Below are 18,360 nucleotides of genomic sequence, written 5' to 3'. Positions count from 1 at the left end.
ATTATCACTCAATTCATAAAAAATAAATATTTTAATATACTTCGTTTTTCGAATTAAAAGGATTGAAAAAATTTACTAAAGTGGTACAATTAGCAACAGTCAGGATAAATAAACAGATATTCATTAGGGGGATACACATAATGAAAAAGTTTTTATTGCTTTTAGTTTCAATGTTAGTACTTGTGCTAGCAGCATGCGGAAGTAATTCTGAATCGAGCGATAACGGAAGTTCATCAGAAGAGGCACAAGAAACTGCAGCACCTGCAGCAGAAGAAAATGAAGTATCCAATGAAGGAAAAACAGATTTGCTTTCTTACCAAGGTGAAGTCATTAAAGTGATTCGTAATGCAGAAGCAACATTCGCAGGGTTTACGACACCTGAAGGCATTGAAGCAGCTGAAGTGAAGCCAGCTGATGCAGCTGCAGCTATTTCTGATGAAATTGCAGCTATTGAAATTCCAGAAACACTGGCTGATTATCAAAAAGATCTTACAGATGCTGCCAACATCATCAGCCAATTCTACATTAAAAAAGCTGAAATTCTTCAGGCGGGCAGTGAAGATTTAACAGAAGCAGAAACTCTAAAACAAAACTATATCGATGCTGTAAATAAAGTATTTGAAAAAGTTGGTGTATCTGCTCCAACTTTCGATATGGTATTTATGTAATAGAAATAAAAGATCAAGGGAGAAAAAATCTTCCTTGATCTTTTGTACTTTATGTCAGCGAGTTTCTATATCCAAAAATTTTTATTTAATCTCTTATCCGTAAGGCATCCTCAGGGAAGTCAGTGAAAATAGCTGAAAGCTGTAAGTCCATAAGAGCTCTCATATGCTCGTGGCTATTGACTGTAAATACTCGTACCGGAAAGCCATGTTTCATAGCACACTTGGACATTTCAGTAAAGGCTACTGGTTCATACACATGAAGCGCAGATGCTCCCATATTGGCTGCATATTCCCATGGGTCTAACAGAATTTCCATAAATAAAATCGCTGTCTCGATTTGGGGTGCCAGTTTTTTAAAACGCGCGACAGAATAATGATTGAAGGAGGAGATAATAAATTGGCTTTCGTTCAATCCGCTATTCTTAATTGCAGCCAGTACCTTTTCCTCAATATTCTCATAAGCAATGATATCAGATTTTATTTCTATATTAATAAGGATATCTGTTGATTTTAAGAGCTGCAGTACTTCTGTCAGGGCAGGAATTTTTTCGTCAGCAAAATTTGGAGAAAACCAGCTGCCAGCGTCGAATTGCTTGATTTCCGCTAATGTCAGATTGCAAATTCGACCGGTTCCGTTTGTCGTACGGTCAACCGTTTCATCATGAATCACAACAAGCTCACCATCTTTTGTCACGTGTACATCTAATTCAATTCCATCTACCCCTAATTCTATGGCTTTTTGAAAGGCAGCCAACGTATTTTCGGGGTGGGTGCCTTTACTTCCTCGATGGGCAAAAATAAGTGTTTTACTCATCCCAGCAACTCCAGTCCTGATTATCTATAAGACAAATTTGCGAGCGGCGACAGGCCCAACACCTAGATACTCCACTCGTGCAATTCAAGTCTTCTGACCCCAAGTTTTACATAAGGATCATTTTCCGCTAATTGTTTAGCTTCTTCAAGTGAATCTGCTTTATAAATCACAAGTCCCCCAGCTCCGTCGGTAAATGGCCCTTTGAGATACACCTTACCTTGTTCCTTTAGATTTTCGAGGTATTCCAAATGATCTGGGCGATATGTTTGATTGATTTCGGGATTTTGCATATGTAACAAAGCTGCATAATATGGCATAGTTCATCTCTTCCTTTCGTTTCATCATCTCTTTTTCATCATACAGGATTTTATTGCAGCTGAAAATCTAACCAAAGCAGGAAATTAAGCTATCCGAAAATTTTTAAAGATTAGTAGATCTCCAGATGATAAAATAGAGGAAGGGAAGGGGAGAAGAGTTTGTCAAAAAAATTTGTGATTTTTATTGGAACCGTATTCATATTATTATTGGCAGCTTGTGAAGCGAAGGTGGACCAACCAAGGCCAGAGGAAGTATCGGAAAACTCAGAGGACGAATCGGCACTCGATCCTAATCCTAGCGAGCAAGATGATCTCATTTCGGCAATAGTAGCTGCTGCTGAAGCTGGGATTGTAGAAGATGCCCCATTTCAAATAGGAAAAACTAATTTTCAAGAAATAAAAGCAGAATGGGGAGAACCTGACCGGGTGAATCAGGCGGGTTACGGGTATTATGCTGATTATACAGAAAAAGGAGTAACAGTTGGCTATATAAAAGAAGGACCAGTCTTTGACCTGCGTTCCTACAGTGAATCGCTTCATTCTATCACTTATTCCATGATTGAAGAGGCATTAGGAGAACCGGATGAAAATCGATACTACGGAACCGATCAAATTTACGTATATCAGCTTAATGAAGAGTTTCAGTTAAAATTTATCATTCCGCAAGAAGAAGAAGGAGTTCATCATATTTCAGTTTTTAGTGAAAAGACATTGGATACAACGACACAAGAGTACGTACTGGACATTAAAGGAACGTCTGGTCATCTTCCGGCTGAAACGTGGGAAAATATGCTGGCATGGAGAAAAGACATCCAGGTTTTTGCACAAGGCTACGGCAATATGTGGCTAAACGGACCAGATAAACCAATGGTCGCCTTAACCTTTGACGATGGGCCTGATGAAGAAAATGTAACCAATTCCGTCATTGATATTTTAGATCAGTATGGTGTAAAAGGAACGTTCTTTTTTGTAGGAGAGAATGTGGAGAAATACCCGGATGTGGTTCAAAAAGCAGCCGAGAGCGGACATCTTGTGTTAGGTCATAGCTACTTGCATGAAAATCTAAAGTCGAAGAATTTTCAGGGAGTTGTAGAAGATTTGCAAAAGACCGAAGCAGCGATCGAGGCTGTTATCGGTAAGGCTCCAGCTCTTTTCCGCCCTCCATTTGGGGATACTGACTTAGATGTCGTAAACGCAGCGAAACAAGAGGGCTATAATATTATCCTATGGTCAATTGACACGATTGACTGGGCAGATGGAGCCGTAAGTGAGGAAATTGTGGAAAATGTCGCTTCAAATATCCGAAACGGAGATATTATACTTATGCACACGTCGAAGGAACGAGTGGAAACTCCAAAAGCACTACCAATTATTATCGAAGAACTGCAAAAACGCAATTTTGAGCTCGTTGATGTAGCAACATTATTAGAGCTGGAACCGTATAAATAGGATATTACCCGGTCCTGATAGGATTGGGTTTTTTTATTCACATGACTTCATTCTTAGAATTTCTTTGATAAAATGGAAAATACAAAAGCAAAAATAAGAAAAATGCAATAAATTCTAATGCAATCAAATACCTTGGATATGGACCGAGGAAGTCAAGCAAACTGGTGTTATTAGGTTTCCGCATAAGAAACATATAATTGGCCCCAAGCCTTACATTTATTAAAAAAACAGCAGCCGCAATAACATTTAATGTAAGAAAGGCTCTTATCACAGAATTAAAGCGAATTCGGTAACCCTCAATCCATGTCATATAAAGCGGTGAAAGTATAATAGCAATATGAGCTATAAAAAACTGAAAGTATCGGCTATGTGGGAAATCATAAAAAAGCTCAGGCGTTAAAATGGCTTGAGTAGCTCCGGCTAATCCTAAGAAATAGACAATCTCGAACAGTCTGTAATTTTTGGTGAGGAGCATAAATGTACATAAGTAAATGCAAATCGAACAAAGCTGAAAAGGAAGAGTATAAAGTAAACTCCATTCTCCGATTACGATGTTCCATACATTAAAGTAAATTTCGGAACCTATTAAGGCAAAAAGCAATCCCCATCTTATCAAATCCCGATATGGCTGCAATGGTTTTTTCCATTTATAAAATCCAGCAATAAGCATAATTGTAAACACGATGATAACGAGGTGGGAAACCGAAAATAGCTTAAAGGAAGAATAGGGACTATTGGCACTTACTAATGCTTCGAACATCGAATCACCTCCAGACTCATATAACCAAACGAATAGACTGCCCCATAGAGTAAAGATAAAAAATAATACCAAAAGGGAAGGGGAAAATCATATGAACACAGTTGTATTAGAAGAGAAAATAAAGGCAATAAACGACCAATTTTCAGGCAGATTTAGTGCTTTTATTGCAATTGGTGACCAAAAAATCAAAGTCAACAGTGATGAAATCTTTTTATCCGCAAGTCTGATTAAGATTCCTATTTTAATAGCCGGATATCGCCAAGTTGAGCAAAAAATAATAGATCCTGCCGAAATAATCCATGTGCCTAAGCAAGAAAAAGTAGGAGGTTCCGGCGTAATAGCTTCCTTTTCAGACCCAGTTCGAGTAACTGTTCAGGATTTAATGACGCTAATGATTACGGTCTCCGATAACACAGCCACCAACATGTTAATAGATTTGATTGGGTTAGATGTAATTCAATCCTGTATAAAGGACTTAGGCTTGAAGTATACTCAGCTGAATCGTAAATTAATGGACCTTGAATCTAAAGAAAAAGGAATTGAAAATATAACCTGTGCAAGTGATATCGCATGCTGTTTAAAAACCATTCATCAGGCATCATTTTTATCACACAACAGCTCTCAAGCGATTCTTTCAATCATGGCTCAGCAGCAGTTCACTCATAAGCTGCCTGCCTATATCGATGCTGAAAAAGTGAAAGTTTATAACAAAACAGGAGAATTAGATAGGGCAGAACATGATTGTATGATTACAACCGCCGGAGAAAAAACAGCGTACATAGCCGTCCTGACTGACCAATTAGAACATAATGAAACCGGCAGGCAAGCCATCAGGCAAATTGGGAAATACGTGTATGAATGTCTAATGTCTTAAGTTCTAAACGATAAATACTGGCTGGCGGAAGTAAAAGTCAGGTTGGCGGAAGTAAAGGTCAGGTTGGCGGAAGTAAAAGTCAGGTTGGCGGAAGTAAAGGTCGTGCTGGCGGAAGTAAAGGTCGTGCTAGCGGAAGTAAAGGTCGTGCTAGCGGAAGTAAAGGTCGTGCTAGCGGAAGTAAAAGTCGTGCTGGCGGAAGTAAAAGTCAGGCTAGCGGAAGTAAAAGTCAGGCTAGCGGAAGTAAAAGTCGTGCTAGCGGAAGTAAAGGTCGTGTCACCGGTAGTAAAAGCCCGGCTAGCGGAGGTAAAAGTCGGGCTACCGGTAGTAAAAGCCCGGCTACCGGTAGTAAATGTCAAACTACCGGTAGTAAAATGCCGTTTCCCATAGAAAGTCGCTCTGTTAGTTTTTATTTTGATGCTACAACCACAACAGATTGCCCCTGAAACGACTGTACCGTATCTTCTTTTACTTCCACTTTGAAAAAATCCTTTATATATTTTTCGGATGAAAGAATCCATTTATTTAATTCTTTCATTTTCTCCGCAGGCAGACTCATATTATGGCACCAAGTTTCATAGATAAATTTTTTCTTGAAGGTGACAAGGAAATCTGTCCATAATCCTGCTTCTTCAAGCATTGAAATCCACTCTGACTTTTTATAAGCACGGAAATGACTCGGGTCCCGTCTTTTCTCTAATTCGTTATAAAACTGATCTAATTCCTCTTTTTCAGGGGTAACATTATCTGCGATGATCAAGACACCGTCCTTTTTTAATGTCCGATACGTTTCCTGTACAAACACTTGAACTCGCGGAAAATGGTGGGCAGCAATCCGGCAAGTAATGACATCAAATGTTTCGTCTGCAAAAGGCAAGGCCTGGGCATCTCCTAATTGGAAGGATACGTTGGAATGACCTTGTTCCTTTATAAATTTTTCCGCAACTGTAAGCATCTCGGGAGTTAGATCCAAAGCAATCACTTGATCAAATAAAGGTGCAAATGTATGGGCAACATGCCCTCCTCCAGTAGCAATATCTAGATGGACCCCGCCTTTTCCGTTCTCAATTATCCATTGTTTCATCCAAGCAAGGTCATCTCCCTTGGCATGGAGAGGGCTCGTCACATAATTATGAGCATTTTGCCCGAACTGTTTCTTCACAGATTGTTGATGATCCATATTCATCATCGTTTCACAAAGGAAACGACTTCCTCCCTTCCCCTTTATGGTTTTATCTTAAGATGGAATACTGTATTAGTAAATATGAATAAATTTATATATTATTATAAGAAAAATGAATCATAGGATTTGAGGAAATTTTATCTTAAATCCCTGGGGGTAGAACAATGAAACTTTCACCAGAATTAGCTGCTCTTAAGTTTATTGCAGAATATTTTTCTGACTGTGACGGTGCTCTTCTTTCAGGAAGTGTGGTTAGGGGAGAGGAAACATCTACATCAGACCTGGATATTGTCATTTTTCAAAAAGATCTTCCGAATGCTTATCGGGAAACGTTTTATGCATTTGATTGGCCAATTGAGGTGTTCGTACATAATTTTGCTTCGTACAATCAGTTTTTTGAGTCAGACCGAAATCGCGCGAGAGCTTCGCTTGCCAGGATGATCGCGGAAGGGAAGATTATTAGAGAACATGATTTTATACAAAAGGTTAAAAAGGAAGCGGAAGGACTCTTAGAAGCGGGACCAAAGCCATGGTCAGAAGAAACGATCCAATCAAAAAGGTATATGGTAACCGATGTCTTGGACGACTTCATTGGAGCGGAGAACCCGAAAGAAGAGCTATGGATAGCCAATGCACTAGCCAACCTGATCCATGAATTTATTCTGCGTACCAATCAGCAGTGGCTAGGGTCTTCTAAATGGGTATATCGTGCTTTGCTTGCATTTAATCCTATGTTTGCAGAAAAATTTTACGAGGCCTTTCATACCTATTACCGAACCGGTGAAAAGAAATTAATCATTGCTCTAACAGACGAAGTACTCGCACCGTTTGGGGGGCGTCTCGCAGAGGGATATTCAGCGGGAAAATAAAAAATAAAGACGAAAAGCCAGAGAATTATACGCTCTGGCTTTTCTTTCGAATTCCATCCATAACAAACTGAACAAGCTGATCGATTTCTTTTTCATCAATTGTTCCGTCTTGGTCAGGGATTAATACAAATCGGGTAAGGAGAAAACCGCCAATTAAGGTAAACAGCAGTTTTTGTATGGTGACCGTTGGCAGATCCACAAGTTCTCCCCGTTCTTTAAAGTGATTTACGACTTTGCCAATTCGCTGGAAGATATTTTCCGATATATAAGGGAGGATCTCATTTTTTAACGCTTCACTATAGAGAACCTCTTTTACAAAAATCTGAAATATTTCTTTGTTTTCATTGAAAAATGCGATCCGGTTTTTTAATAAAGCCCGTAAAAAATCTTCAAAGCTGACCACCTGATCGGTCAGCAATTCATTAAAAACCTCTTCTGCCATAGCCGGAAGAGAGTCTTTTAAAAACGGGAGCAGCACTGAAAGCAAAAGATTGTCCTTTGTGCCGTAGTGACGAAATATCGTTCCTTCAGCCACGCCAGCTTCTTTTGCGATTTCACTTGTCGAGGTGTTGGCGTAGCCTTTTTCAGCAAACAGTTTGATTGCTGTTTCTGCAATTTTTTGCTGTTTGTCGGTTTGTTTCTTTGATCGTTTTGTTTGGGCAATCATTGCATCCAAAAGGTTGTGCTTAGACATAGAGACCACTTCCTTAGAAATCTGTCCTTATTATAACGTACGGTATCTCTTTAAAGCGAATATGTTACAGACAATAAAGATGACAGCAAATACAGTTAAAGCTAGAATATCCCCACTAATCGACTTGAGTCCATGTCCTTTGTACATGACATCCTTTAGAGCATCGGCAGCATAATGAATCGGCATGATTTTAGCAAGTGCCTGCAGCCATTCAGCCATCCCCTCAAGCGGAATAATGCCGGAAAAAAAGACTTGCGGAATCACAACGACAGGGATAAATTGAACCATTTGAAATTCAGACGCAGCAAAAGCTGATAAAAGTGTACCCAGCGAAAGGGCAACAAGCGCAAGCAGAAGGTTAATAAAGATGACATTCCAAATCGAGCCAATAAGGATCATATCTAAAACATTTATGGAATATAAGACTACAATAAAGGTTTGGAGCACAGCAAATAAACCATAACCGATTAAGTAGGATGCTACAATCTCCCCTCTGCGGATTGGGGTAGACATTAATCGCTCCAGTGTCCCTGTTGTTCGCTCTTTTAACAGACCAATTCCCGAAATCAGGAACACAAAGAAGAATACAAAAAAACCTACCAATATCGGACTTAGTACATCAAAAAAACCAGTCTCACTATTTCCATACACATATTCTGTTTCTATGTTTACTTGGGGAATGTCAACGTGACCTCCAATCTGATTGACCAATTGAGCCTGAGCCTCGGCACCGATGACTTGATTAATTTTCATTTGTATTGCTCTCGCGGAAGTAGGATCACTATTTTGTAAGGTTAAGATAAAGTTTCCATTATCCATTGCCAAGAAACCATCTAAGTCTTCACTGACAACTAGTTTAGAAGCTTCAGAGATTGAATCGTATTGTTTTATGACTATATCAGCATCCTCCAATGTGCCGATTAGACTTTCTTCGATATTAGCTACTCCTAATTTTGAATCAACCGCTTCTCCATTAAATAAAAGATACATAAGAGATAAAATCAGTAAAGGTGCGACAAACAATAGTCCAAGCGTCCGTTTTTCCCTAAACATTTGCAGACAAATTCTTTTAATTAGGGCTGCGATTCTCATGGTTAACCCTCCCCGCATTTAAAAATACTTCATCAAAGCTTTCAGCCTGATAATAATCCTTTAATTCTGCCGGTGTACCACTTGCTAAGATCGCACCGTCCCTGACCATTGCAATAAAATCACATTTTTCCGCTTCGTCCATAACGTGAGTCGTAACAATAATTGTTTTGCCTTCTTCGGTTTTTAATCGAAGCAGCTCATTCCAGATACTCAGTCTTAATTCTGGATCAATCCCAACAGTTGGTTCATCCAGGATTAGTATTTTTGGATTTTGAATTAAAGCAATCGCGAGCGATAGTCGGCGTTTCATCCCGCCAGAATAGGCCGAAACTTTTTTGTTTAAATCGCCGGTGAGGTTCACTAACGCAGCAGCGTAAGCAATGCGCTCCTTCATTTCAGCCCTTTTTAGCCGGAAAAGGGAAGCGAAAAATTGAAGATTTTCTTTACCGGTGAGCTCCGTATACAAGGCATCCGATTGTGCCATGTAACCTATTTCCTGCAATAATTCTAGGTTAGGCACCTTTTTGTTTAAGACATGAATCGTTCCTGAATCAGGACGATCCATTCCAACTATCATTTTGACTAACGTGGTTTTGCCTGCACCAGAAGGACCAATAAATCCGTATATCTTTCCTTCTTCAATCTTTAAATCAATTTGGTTTAAAACGACTTTTTTGCCAAAGCTCTTACTAATATTTTCAATGGCAATACTTACACTCATACTTGCTCCCTCCTAGGAATCAGTTTGGTGAGTGATTACTCACTTTATATAATATGCTCTTTGTGGGGGATGTCAACCAAAAAGTGAGTAATTACTTACTTTTTTTATAAACTTGTTTTATTAAAGAAGTGGGGATGTCTTTAACGGACTTAGATTAACAAGGCATTTATACCAAAAGGCTTTTTTTCGAAAGATTGTTTTTTTCGACACTAATGGTTTTATAAAGATTTCTGATTCGGACAGGAAAGGTGTAAAATACAGGAAATCAGTCCGAATGAGCCCCTGATTCGGACAGGAAAAGCGTAAAATACGGGAAAGCTGTCCGAATGAGCCCCTGATTCGGACAGGAAAGGCGTAAAATACAGGAAATCAGTCCGAATGAGCCCCTGATTCGGACAGGAAAGGCGTAAAATACAGGAAAGCTGTCCGAATGATCCTCTGATTCGGACAGGAAAGGCGTAAAATACAGGAAATCTGTCCGAATGAGCCTCTGATTCGGACAGGAAAAGCGTAAAATACAGGAAATCTGTCCAAATGAGCCTCTGATTCGGACACAAATGCCTTAGAATTCGGCAAATCTGTCCGAATGATAGTCTGATTCGGACAGAAAAGACGTAAAATACGGGAAAGCTGTCCGAATTGGCCCCTGATTCGGACAGGAAAGGTGTAAAATACAGGAAATCAGTCCGAATGAGCCTCTGATTCGGACAGAAAAGGCGTAAAATACGGGAAAGCTGTCCGAATGAGCCTCTGATTCGGACAGGAAAGGCGTAAAATACAGGAAATCTGTCCGAATGAGCCTCTGATTCGGACAGGAAAGGCGTAAAATACAGGAAAGCTGTCCGAATGAGCCCCTCATTCGGACACAAATGCCTTAGAATTCAGCAAACCTGTCCGAATTCACCTCAATCATCTTGGACACAAATTAGTATTGAGAAGCATCAAAGTTTACGAAAAGAGTTTTATAAAAAAAGAAATAGCAGCCGGCTCCTTAGAGAAACCGGCTGCTAATAACTAAGCATAAATTATCGATATCTTTTCAATACATCTTCAATCATGCTTGGTAGCTGATGAACATTATTTCGGTTCACGGAAAGGGATAGCTTAGACTCATCCATTTCCAGCGCTTCGCTTAAAAAGCCCATCAGCCCACGGCCTCTGCGATCAACCTCCATAAGAAGGTCGACTTCATTCTCGCTGCGATAACGGAAAGCTACTTCCACCTCATCGAAGGCACGGTAGAAGGGACCAGATACAGGATAAAATTCAAATTCTTGAAGGAAAGGATAACGTCCGCGTGCATACCGTTTTACATATTCGTTTTCCACTTTGCGAGTCTTAAATCCAAGCTGATGGAAGGTGTTAATAACTTTTTCTGTCAGCTCACTCGGACGGACATAGATGCTATCAAAATCGCTTGCATCTACCCCTTGTTCAATCCCTAATGTCGTCCGGACCCAAACTTTTGAATTCCCTGCAGAAATCGGAGTTTCATATGGGAGGATAAAGGAGAACGGAACCCTTTTTTCTTCACCAGCCCGTAAATCAGTTTGCTGAACAATGCGGAAACGGTCTAATACAGCGGTATCCGTGATCTTTTTGTCATCCACTTCACGGATGTATGTACAGCATACTTCCATGTAAATGTCCTCAATTTTTTGCTCTACATTTCCGCCTGTAAGGACAATTTCTCCCCGGACTTCTTCACCTTGTCTCCACTCATCCTTTGCGAGTCTCGCGTCTACCTTGGCATTACCAATTCCAATTGAGGCCAATGCTTTTTTAAAAAATGACATACTCCCACTCCTTTTTTTCATAGGTTTAATAAGTGTTATACAATTCTATAACTAATACGATAAAAAGGATGAAAAGTTTCTTGTGATATTGAAAATCGGATAAAAAGTTAGTCTTTCATATATAACTAAAGCCCAATCACATATACTTCCTGATTTATAATCCATTTATATCCTATAAAGTTTATAATACAGTTATGGGGTTTATTCCGGTCATCGGAAACATAAGAAATAAAGAAAGAGTTAAAAGATACATAGATACGAGGTGAGACAGTTGATTAAGGATCCTATTTATGGAAGCTTTGAGCTAGAACCTGTATTAACCGATCTCCTTCAATCAAGGCCAGTTCAGCGGTTGCGGGGTGTTCATCAGGGGGGCTCCAGTTATTTAGTGAATCCTAAATGGAATGTAACCCGGTATGAGCATTCTGTTGGCGTCATGCTATTGGTCAAGAGGATGGGAGGAAGTATAGAGGAGCAAATGGCAGCGCTTCTGCATGATGTCTCTCATACTGCTTTTTCCCATGTCTCCGACTTTGCTCTTCGTAATCTGGAAGAGGACTACCATGAACAAATCTTTAGAAGAGTGATAGAAGAATCAGAAATTCCAGACATACTTCATAATTACGGCTATACTACAGAACAAATCTTTAATGACTTTTCTAAGTGGACGATTTTAGAGCAGCCGTCGCCTGACCTATGTGCAGATCGGATTGATTATACGATTAGAGATCAGTTTCATTATTTTGATTTAAACATAGAGGAAATCCAAAAATTGCTGGAATCATTAACGGTTCAAAATGGTTTATTGTGTTTTAAGACCTTAGAAGCTGCTGAGAGGTTTACCAAGCTTTATTATCAAGAGGTTATTGATTTCTTTATGGACCCTCTAAATGCTTATGGCAATTGGAAACTCTCGATTGCGATAAGGCTTGGGTTAAGAAAAAAAATCCTCAAAATGGATGACCTGCTTAAAGATGATCAGGGGGTTTGGTCAATCTTACAGCAGAGCAAAGATCCAGACATGCGGCAAATTATGCGACAAATCCATCCCAATGTGGATGTTGTCACGGATGAAAAAAATTATGATTATTCGATAAAAAATAAACCAAGATTGCTCGACCCAATGGTGGTCCACAATGGGATAACAGTAAGGGCTTCTGCGATATCAAAAGTGGTTGGAAAGCTGAATGAGACGGCAATAGAAAGGTTTAAAAGAGGGGCAAGGATTCGAGTAGTATCTTTTTACAAGGCCGAATAAAAAAGAAACCGCCAAGTTTATAGAGCGGTTTCTTATTCTAGAGAGTCCTCATATGGATCTGTAGTAAAAGTAGCTTTTACTCTCTTTGATTTTAAAAAGTATGGAATCCAGATTAAAGCAAACAAGACATGTGAGCCAACAGACGTCCCAATTTCAATGTAAAGATCTTCGCGTACGTCCTGGAAAGCAGGAACATTAGCCGTAACAATCATATAGCCGCCAGCATAGAGAAAGCCAATAATTAGATCAGCTATTAGAAATGAGATAAACAGTTTTGGAAAGACGGCTCTTCTCCGCAGCATTTGATACAGCAAGAATACAGTCATAACCGCAATAAAGATATACATAGCCAATTCTAATACAATAACAGTTCCAAAAATCGGGTGATACAGTTCAGTCCCTTTCGTTGTAATGTCATTCCAGTCCCCATCTTGAAAAAAGGGAATGAGATTCGTTGTAATATGATAGATGCTGGCAATTGGATTCCCGGCAAGGAAGATGATGACCCAAATTAACCAGCCTTTTTTCCCTTCATATTTATTTGGATGGATTGTTGGTTGTGTTTGAATTTCCTGTTCCATAAGGTCCTCCTGATTCGCTGATGATCCTTATTAAGTCTAACCTACAATTAAAATTTAAAGACGCAGAAAATAGAATATAATGTTAGTGTACACGATTTATCTTAACTTTTCAGAAAAATTTATTTCTAGAAAAGTCTTATATAATTATGTGGCTAGCCTTGGAGGAACCGCTGATGAACCAAATTAATTCAATGGAAGAATGGAGCCGGCAGGTGTGGAAGCATTGTTTAAGCGGAAATATAAGAGAGGCTTATCAATTATTGGAGCGTGAGCAAAATCTGTCAGAGGAATGGCAAAGGTTTCGGGAAGATTTGTTTGAACGGTTCTTTGCCTGGAAGCCTACTTTTCCAAAACCCCCAATTCCTAAAAAACTCCAACCTTTCTTAGACTGTTATTTTTCATATCTTAGCCAAGTGCTTCTGCAACAAATAGAACGGAAGCAAGCTGAAGAGAAGTTAGCTCAAAACCTTTCAATGTTAGTAAAAAAACCAGGCAGCACCATGGAGGAGCTTGAGGGAGACATCAAAATCCTCTTCGAAAAGGAACGCTTTCACTTTCTGGGCGGGAAAACTGAGCCTTTTTATGGACCTTATATCTGGACTGCCAATGAAGAAAGAGAATATGAGGTGGAGATTCCCTTAGGGAAACAGAGATTGAAAGTTATTTTCATGCACGGCTTTATCTTGAGGGGCTGGCTGGATTTTGCAACATGCGGAAGGCGGGGAGCAGGCGGATGGGCTAAAAAAGAAGAATTATATTGTGTCTATGAGGCATACAAAGATATTCTAGATTCATCTAAATTTCAGGTTTCTTACTTAAAGCACGAGGCCCAGCATGCGGATGATTTCAAAAGATTTCCAGGTTTAAAAAGCTTTGAACTGGAATACCGTGCCAAATTAGTAGAATTAATCTACGAGGAAACGCCGCGGATCATAAATCAGCTGATAGCGGAGGCTGATCAGAATCCCGATTTTCCACATCACTATTCATCTTACTTAATCGTCGAAGACATAGAAAAACTAAGCGGTATCCCGTTAAGCTGTATAGTGGCGGATTTTACAAGTGAGGAAATGGAAAAAGTAAGATTAGCAGCAAAAAGGGTATTTCTTCAACATACGGCAAGCCTGGAAAAGAGGTTTAATTAGAATGAAACTTCTATGGGACTTCGATGGAACCCTGTTTGATACATATCCGCTTTACGTAAGATTAATGAATCAAATATTGGAGGGGAGAATTGATAAAAAGGACCTTTTCCAACAGATGAAAGTTTCTTTCTCTCATGCATTTGAGTATTTTCAAATTTCCAAAGCTGAAATTGAAAAGTTGAGAGAACTTGAGGAACAGCTAGAGATGGATGCCTATCAGCCTTTTCCGTTTGTAAAAGAGGTATTAAATCGGTCGGAAGTCAATGTCATTGTCACTCATAAAGAACGCGATATTGTCGAAAAGGTTCTGGATTTTCATGGTATGAAGTCCTTGTTCCAGGAGGTAATCGGAAAGGAAGACGGCTATCCAAGAAAACCGGATAGGTCGGCTTATTCATACCTCCACAATAAATATTCACTTGATGGTGTAGTAGGAGATCGTGACCTAGATCTTATTCCAGGCAAAGAGCTTGGGTTAATTACTATCATGTTTCAGGGAAGGTCAGATGTTGCTGATGTGAAAATCGATAGTTATCATGATTTTCCTTATTCCATATTCAAATGAATTTTTGTTTTTCTAAATGCAATATAGCTTTGCTGGTCGTAGCATAGTGAATCCAATCAGGAGCAGCAGAAGGTTTCGTTCCGATTGAACAGTAAACCCGGTCACCTGCCTGAAGACATTTATTCACTTTTGAAACCTTATCATTGATCATAATGCCGTTTGTGAAAAATGCCTTTTCCCCGTAGACGTGAAAAAGGTAATCAACAACTGTTGAACCCTCTGGTAAAACCACGACCTCTCCATAGTGATTAAAGACATGAATCATCGGTAAAAAGCACTCATGGATCATTGCTTCTGCATTTATATCTTCTGCGCTTTTTTCGAGGGACCGATAAACTTCAAAGGGATTAATCGGTCTCTTAAGAATAGATAAAATCCCATAATCATACTTATTGGCATTTTTGTTTGTCATAATTTTAATTGTTACTTTTTGCTTATCATTTGCTTCAATAAATGTTTCGATAAACGGATCAAATGGAGCGGCTTGCTGATGCATAAAATTGGTAAATTCCACGTCTACTGGTTTCCAAATAGAATGAATTTCCTTTAAGGTCCGATAGCAGTCTTTCTCTGAGCTGGTGTGAATTCGGACATACACTTCCCTTTCTAAGGTACCGTCATATTGGAGAGAGGACAAAAGTGAATAGACAGGGGTTTGATCAAGCTGGATTGATATGTTCAGTTTAGCCCGGTGTAAATGAAATTGGAGCCTATCCCGAATGGGTTCTAGCTGTTTCTTGTATTGGTTAATTAATAAGTTTGTTTTTTCAAGCCTTCCCTCATTTAAATAGAAAAACGCTTGTTCTTCTAATTGATGGAGAATGGCGCGAAGCCCTAATTTTTTTAATAAAGGAGCAAAAAAAGTTAAAGTTTCATTGGCGTAGGTTACTTGTTTTGAGACCGGTTTTCCGTGCAGCGTTTGCATATTGTGCAAACGATCAAAAATTTTAATTAGTGCTACTCTAATATCATGACTCGAAGCTAATAACAGTTGGGTATAGTAGCATTGCATATATTCAAAACGGTCCATATGGAGCGGCTTTTTGCCTTTAGTGAGTGATTGAACGATAAAAGATACTTTTTTGCCAAAAGCAGCGTGGATTTCATCATTTGTAACGGCGGTATCTTCGATTACATCGTGCAGAACGGCTGCCTGAAGTGTTACAAGATCTGCCCGATAGTCTGCCAGCATGTGGGCAACCATCAGCGGGTGCATAATAAAAGGTTCACCTGTATCCCTGATTTGACCTTGATGGGCACGTGAAGCAAACTCTATAGTGTTATTTAAAATTTCACGCTCTTGAACCTTAAGGTAATGGACATTGTTAAGTAAATCCATGTTGGCACCCTTCCAATGCATAATATTTACAATATTCTACCACGTTAAATGAAAAGTGGGTAGTCCTGAAAAAGAGGTGAAACAGAGGGACGGTTCTTGTGTTTCAGAAGTTAGGTATGAAACACAAGAACCGTCCCCATGTTTCCCTGCCGATTAAATGCGATATTGCGAAATATATTGAATAAAGCGATGAATTTCACCACTTTCATATTTAGTTAGGGCATAAGATTGGGCAGAGACCTTGGGAAAGTCAGGAGTTTCTACCTCTAATAAGCGGCCCTCCAGCAGCTCCCTTTGGACAATGGATATTGGCAAAAACGAAATACCCAGACCTTCTTCAATGAAACGCTTTGTTACATGGACCTGTGATACAAACATCGTTTTTATTTGTGGATAAGCAGATTTGATGGAAGGAAGCAAATCCTCCCAGTATTCAGGATGGGAATGAACGATAAGCCTCTTATTTATAAAAAGCTCATCAACTTCTATAGGCGGACCAGATTCAGGATCAAATCCATCATGCGGAACAATCAGCTTTACCTGATCTTTTTGAAGAGGGATACAGGTTAATCCCTTCATTTGAAATTGCTGCCGGGATAAGCCGATATCTGCTTTGCCGTTCATAATATGCTCTGGGATGTCACGTGAATCGACAACCTGGATATCTAAATCAATTGTCGGATAAAGATTTATATAGGATCGTATCAATGCTGGCAAGATAGAAGAAGCGATAACTGGTGAAACCGCTAAGGTGAGTTTCGTTTGGTAGCCTTGTTGGATTCGGCTGATTTCCTCAATTCCTTTCTCATAAAAAGAAAGCAGCTTTTGCGCATGTTCAATATAGCTTCTCCCTACCTCCGTAAGCATAATCTGACGGCCTTCTCGTTTAAATAGCTTACAGCCTAATTCTTTTTCAAGTAATTGAATATGAACGGTTACGGTTGGCTGAGAAACAAACAGCTCATCTGCTGCTTTGCGGAAGTTTTCGTATTTAGCTGCCAGTAAAAATGTTTGTAACCATTTGAGTTCCATCATTTTTCCCTCTCTCGCTGATTAAATTTATTAATTAAAATATAAAATATTATTTAATTTTTTTAAAGTATTGTTCGGCATAAAATAGAAATAAGAGAAAGGAGAGGATGAACGTGTCAAAAGGTTTAAAAGGTGTGGTTGCCGCCCAAACAGCACTGAGTTTAGTAGATGGGGAAAGCGGCATACTATTGTATCGGGGAGAACATGCCAGGGAACTAGCTCTTACTAAGTCTTTTGAGGAAGTCGCGTATTTTATCTGGCATCAGACTTGGCCAAGTCTGGAGGAACTGCATAAATTGAAAAAGCGGTTTAAGGAAGCGCGCTCTTTGCCAGGGCATGTCCAAACGATACTTGATTCACTTCCCTTAAATACAAGCATTATGAGTGCTCTGCGAACTGCGATATCGTCACTTGGTACTGAGGCATATAGCTGGAAGCCCACACTGGGACAGGCTATAGTGTTAACAGCTATGACTCCAACGATTATCAGCTATTGGTATAGAAGGAAAAAAGGAGAAGAGTTTGTTCCGCCAAGAGAAAATTTAGATTTTGTGGCGAACTATTTGTATATGTTAAACGGAGAGGTACCAAAGACAGCCCATGTGAGAGCATTAGAAGCCTACATGATTTTAACAATGGAACACGGGTTTAATGCTTCAACATTTTCAGCAAGGGTTACAGCCTCTACTGAATCTGATATGATTTCAGCTATCACAGCAGCAGTAGGAACTATGAAAGGTCCGTTACATGGCGGCGCTCCAAGCGGTGTAATTGAAATGCTAGAGGAAATTGGCTCAATTAAAAATGCGGATCAATGGATAGATGCTAAACTTAGCAACAATGAAAGAATCATGGGATTTGGACATCGGGTGTATAAAACAAAAGATCCCAGAGCAGAGTCCCTGAGACAAATAGCACAAGAAGTGGGGGCGGAGGATGAATGGTTAGCCCTTGCTTATCAAGTAGAGGAACGAGTGATTGAAAAATTAGCAGAGTGGAAGCCCGGTCGCAAATTGTATACGAATGTAGAATATTATGCAGCGGCTGTCATGCGTGCCATTGAAATGGAAAAGGAATTATTTACGCCTACCTTCTCAGCGAGCCGAATGGTCGGATGGACCGCGCATGTGATTGAGCAGGCAGATGATAATACGATATACAGGCCGCAGGCTGAATATATCGGGAAAGTGCCAGCTCTATAATAAA

20 protein-coding genes are annotated in these 18,360 nt (G+C 39.6%); 9 read left to right on the top strand and 11 right to left on the bottom strand.

Going from position 1 to position 18,360, the window contains the following annotated elements; genetic code table 11:
* Window positions 1–140 precede the first annotated feature (140 nt).
* A complete protein-coding gene (locus MLE14_RS11025) occupies window positions 141–668 on the top strand; it encodes a hypothetical protein (RefSeq protein ID WP_243298428.1) in 528 nt (175 codons plus the stop codon).
* Window positions 669–753: 85 nt separating this feature from the next.
* Here the strand turns inward: MLE14_RS11025 and MLE14_RS11020 are convergent, their stop codons facing one another.
* Together MLE14_RS11020 and MLE14_RS11015 are read right to left on the bottom strand one after the other, a co-directional pair.
* Complete coding sequence (locus MLE14_RS11020) at window positions 754–1,482, bottom strand: glycerophosphodiester phosphodiesterase (protein WP_243298427.1); 729 nt, start codon at window positions 1,480–1,482, stop codon at window positions 754–756.
* A 62-nt stretch (window positions 1,483–1,544) separates the two neighbouring features.
* On the bottom strand, window positions 1,545–1,799 hold the full coding sequence (locus tag MLE14_RS11015) for a YciI family protein (protein WP_243298426.1): 255 nt from the start codon (window positions 1,797–1,799) through the stop codon (window positions 1,545–1,547).
* Between the two features lie 159 nt (window positions 1,800–1,958).
* Here MLE14_RS11015 and MLE14_RS11010 point away from each other — a divergent pair, with 159 nt between their 5' ends.
* Window positions 1,959–3,248 carry a polysaccharide deacetylase family protein gene (locus tag MLE14_RS11010; RefSeq protein WP_243298425.1) on the top strand — a complete coding sequence of 430 codons (1,290 nt, stop codon included), beginning with the start codon at window positions 1,959–1,961 and terminating at the stop codon, window positions 3,246–3,248.
* A gap of 37 nt (window positions 3,249–3,285) precedes the next feature.
* Here the strand turns inward: MLE14_RS11010 and MLE14_RS11005 are convergent, their stop codons facing one another.
* Complete coding sequence (locus tag MLE14_RS11005) at window positions 3,286–4,008, bottom strand: YwaF family protein (RefSeq protein ID WP_243298424.1); 723 nt, start codon at window positions 4,006–4,008, stop codon at window positions 3,286–3,288.
* A gap of 91 nt (window positions 4,009–4,099) precedes the next feature.
* Here MLE14_RS11005 and MLE14_RS11000 point away from each other — a divergent pair, with 91 nt between their 5' ends.
* Both MLE14_RS11000 and MLE14_RS10995 read left to right on the top strand, forming a co-directional pair.
* Entirely contained in the window at window positions 4,100–4,882 is a 783-nt protein-coding gene (locus MLE14_RS11000) for a serine hydrolase (protein ID WP_243298423.1), read from the top strand.
* 42 nt (window positions 4,883–4,924) lie between these two features.
* Window positions 4,925–5,269, top strand: a complete 345-nt coding sequence (locus MLE14_RS10995) for a hypothetical protein (RefSeq protein ID WP_243298422.1) — start codon at window positions 4,925–4,927, stop codon at window positions 5,267–5,269.
* Window positions 5,270–5,288: 19 nt separating this feature from the next.
* Here MLE14_RS10995 and MLE14_RS10990 read toward each other — a convergent pair whose 3' ends face one another.
* A complete protein-coding gene (locus MLE14_RS10990; protein ID WP_243298421.1) occupies window positions 5,289–6,059 on the bottom strand; it encodes a class I SAM-dependent methyltransferase in 771 nt (256 codons plus the stop codon).
* A 167-nt stretch (window positions 6,060–6,226) separates the two neighbouring features.
* On the opposite strand from MLE14_RS10990, the gene MLE14_RS10985 reads away from it, so the two are divergent.
* Window positions 6,227–6,931 carry a nucleotidyltransferase domain-containing protein gene (locus MLE14_RS10985; RefSeq protein WP_243298420.1) on the top strand — a complete coding sequence of 235 codons (705 nt, stop codon included), beginning with the start codon at window positions 6,227–6,229 and terminating at the stop codon, window positions 6,929–6,931.
* Between the two features lie 25 nt (window positions 6,932–6,956).
* On the opposite strand, the gene MLE14_RS10980 is transcribed toward MLE14_RS10985, so the two are convergent.
* From MLE14_RS10980 to MLE14_RS10965, 4 genes are all read right to left on the bottom strand, one after another.
* The gene (locus MLE14_RS10980; protein ID WP_243298419.1) at window positions 6,957–7,625 is read right to left on the bottom strand and encodes a TetR/AcrR family transcriptional regulator; all 669 of its coding nucleotides are present in this window, start codon (window positions 7,623–7,625) and stop codon (window positions 6,957–6,959) included.
* Window positions 7,626–7,655: 30 nt separating this feature from the next.
* Window positions 7,656–8,717: an ABC transporter permease gene (locus tag MLE14_RS10975; RefSeq protein ID WP_243298418.1), complete on the bottom strand. Its 1,062-nt coding sequence runs from the start codon at window positions 8,715–8,717 to the stop codon at window positions 7,656–7,658.
* Window positions 8,695–9,438 carry an ABC transporter ATP-binding protein gene (locus MLE14_RS10970; RefSeq protein ID WP_243298417.1) on the bottom strand — a complete coding sequence of 248 codons (744 nt, stop codon included), beginning with the start codon at window positions 9,436–9,438 and terminating at the stop codon, window positions 8,695–8,697. Before MLE14_RS10970 ends, MLE14_RS10975 begins: the two co-directional genes overlap by 23 nt.
* Window positions 9,439–10,463: 1,025 nt before the next feature.
* Window positions 10,464–11,234, bottom strand: a complete 771-nt coding sequence (locus tag MLE14_RS10965; protein WP_243298416.1) for a sporulation protein — start codon at window positions 11,232–11,234, stop codon at window positions 10,464–10,466.
* Between the two features lie 271 nt (window positions 11,235–11,505).
* Here MLE14_RS10965 and MLE14_RS10960 point away from each other — a divergent pair, with 271 nt between their 5' ends.
* On the top strand, window positions 11,506–12,492 hold the full coding sequence (locus MLE14_RS10960; protein ID WP_243298415.1) for an HD domain-containing protein: 987 nt from the start codon (window positions 11,506–11,508) through the stop codon (window positions 12,490–12,492).
* A 32-nt stretch (window positions 12,493–12,524) separates the two neighbouring features.
* On the opposite strand, the gene MLE14_RS10955 is transcribed toward MLE14_RS10960, so the two are convergent.
* On the bottom strand, window positions 12,525–13,073 hold the full coding sequence (locus MLE14_RS10955; protein WP_243298414.1) for a DUF2569 domain-containing protein: 549 nt from the start codon (window positions 13,071–13,073) through the stop codon (window positions 12,525–12,527).
* Window positions 13,074–13,246: 173 nt separating this feature from the next.
* Here MLE14_RS10955 and MLE14_RS10950 point away from each other — a divergent pair, with 173 nt between their 5' ends.
* The gene (locus tag MLE14_RS10950; RefSeq protein WP_243298413.1) at window positions 13,247–14,218 is read left to right on the top strand and encodes a hypothetical protein; all 972 of its coding nucleotides are present in this window, start codon (window positions 13,247–13,249) and stop codon (window positions 14,216–14,218) included.
* 1 nt (window position 14,219) lies between these two features.
* A complete protein-coding gene (locus MLE14_RS10945; RefSeq protein ID WP_243298412.1) occupies window positions 14,220–14,783 on the top strand; it encodes an HAD hydrolase-like protein in 564 nt (187 codons plus the stop codon).
* On the opposite strand, the gene MLE14_RS10940 is transcribed toward MLE14_RS10945, so the two are convergent.
* Window positions 14,776–16,122 (bottom strand): HD domain-containing protein, encoded by a 1,347-nt coding sequence (locus tag MLE14_RS10940; RefSeq protein ID WP_243298411.1) that lies wholly within the window; start codon window positions 16,120–16,122, stop codon window positions 14,776–14,778. The two genes, MLE14_RS10945 and MLE14_RS10940, sit on opposite strands and share 8 nt — an antisense overlap.
* 153 nt (window positions 16,123–16,275) lie before the next feature.
* Window positions 16,276–17,154, bottom strand: coding sequence for a LysR family transcriptional regulator (locus tag MLE14_RS10935; RefSeq protein WP_243298410.1), 879 nt, complete (start codon window positions 17,152–17,154; stop codon window positions 16,276–16,278).
* A gap of 107 nt (window positions 17,155–17,261) precedes the next feature.
* Between MLE14_RS10935 and MLE14_RS10930 the strand changes: the two genes are divergently transcribed.
* The gene (locus tag MLE14_RS10930) at window positions 17,262–18,356 is read left to right on the top strand and encodes a citrate synthase/methylcitrate synthase (protein WP_243298409.1); all 1,095 of its coding nucleotides are present in this window, start codon (window positions 17,262–17,264) and stop codon (window positions 18,354–18,356) included.
* Window positions 18,357–18,360 lie beyond the last annotated feature (4 nt).

It is taken from the genome of Bacillus litorisediminis, from assembly GCF_022808645.1.
GTDB lineage: Bacteria > Bacillota > Bacilli > Bacillales > JC228 > Bacillus_BF > Bacillus_BF litorisediminis.
The sequence above is the reverse complement of the archived record's forward strand: the minus strand, read 5'-3'. Positions and strand labels throughout refer to the sequence as shown.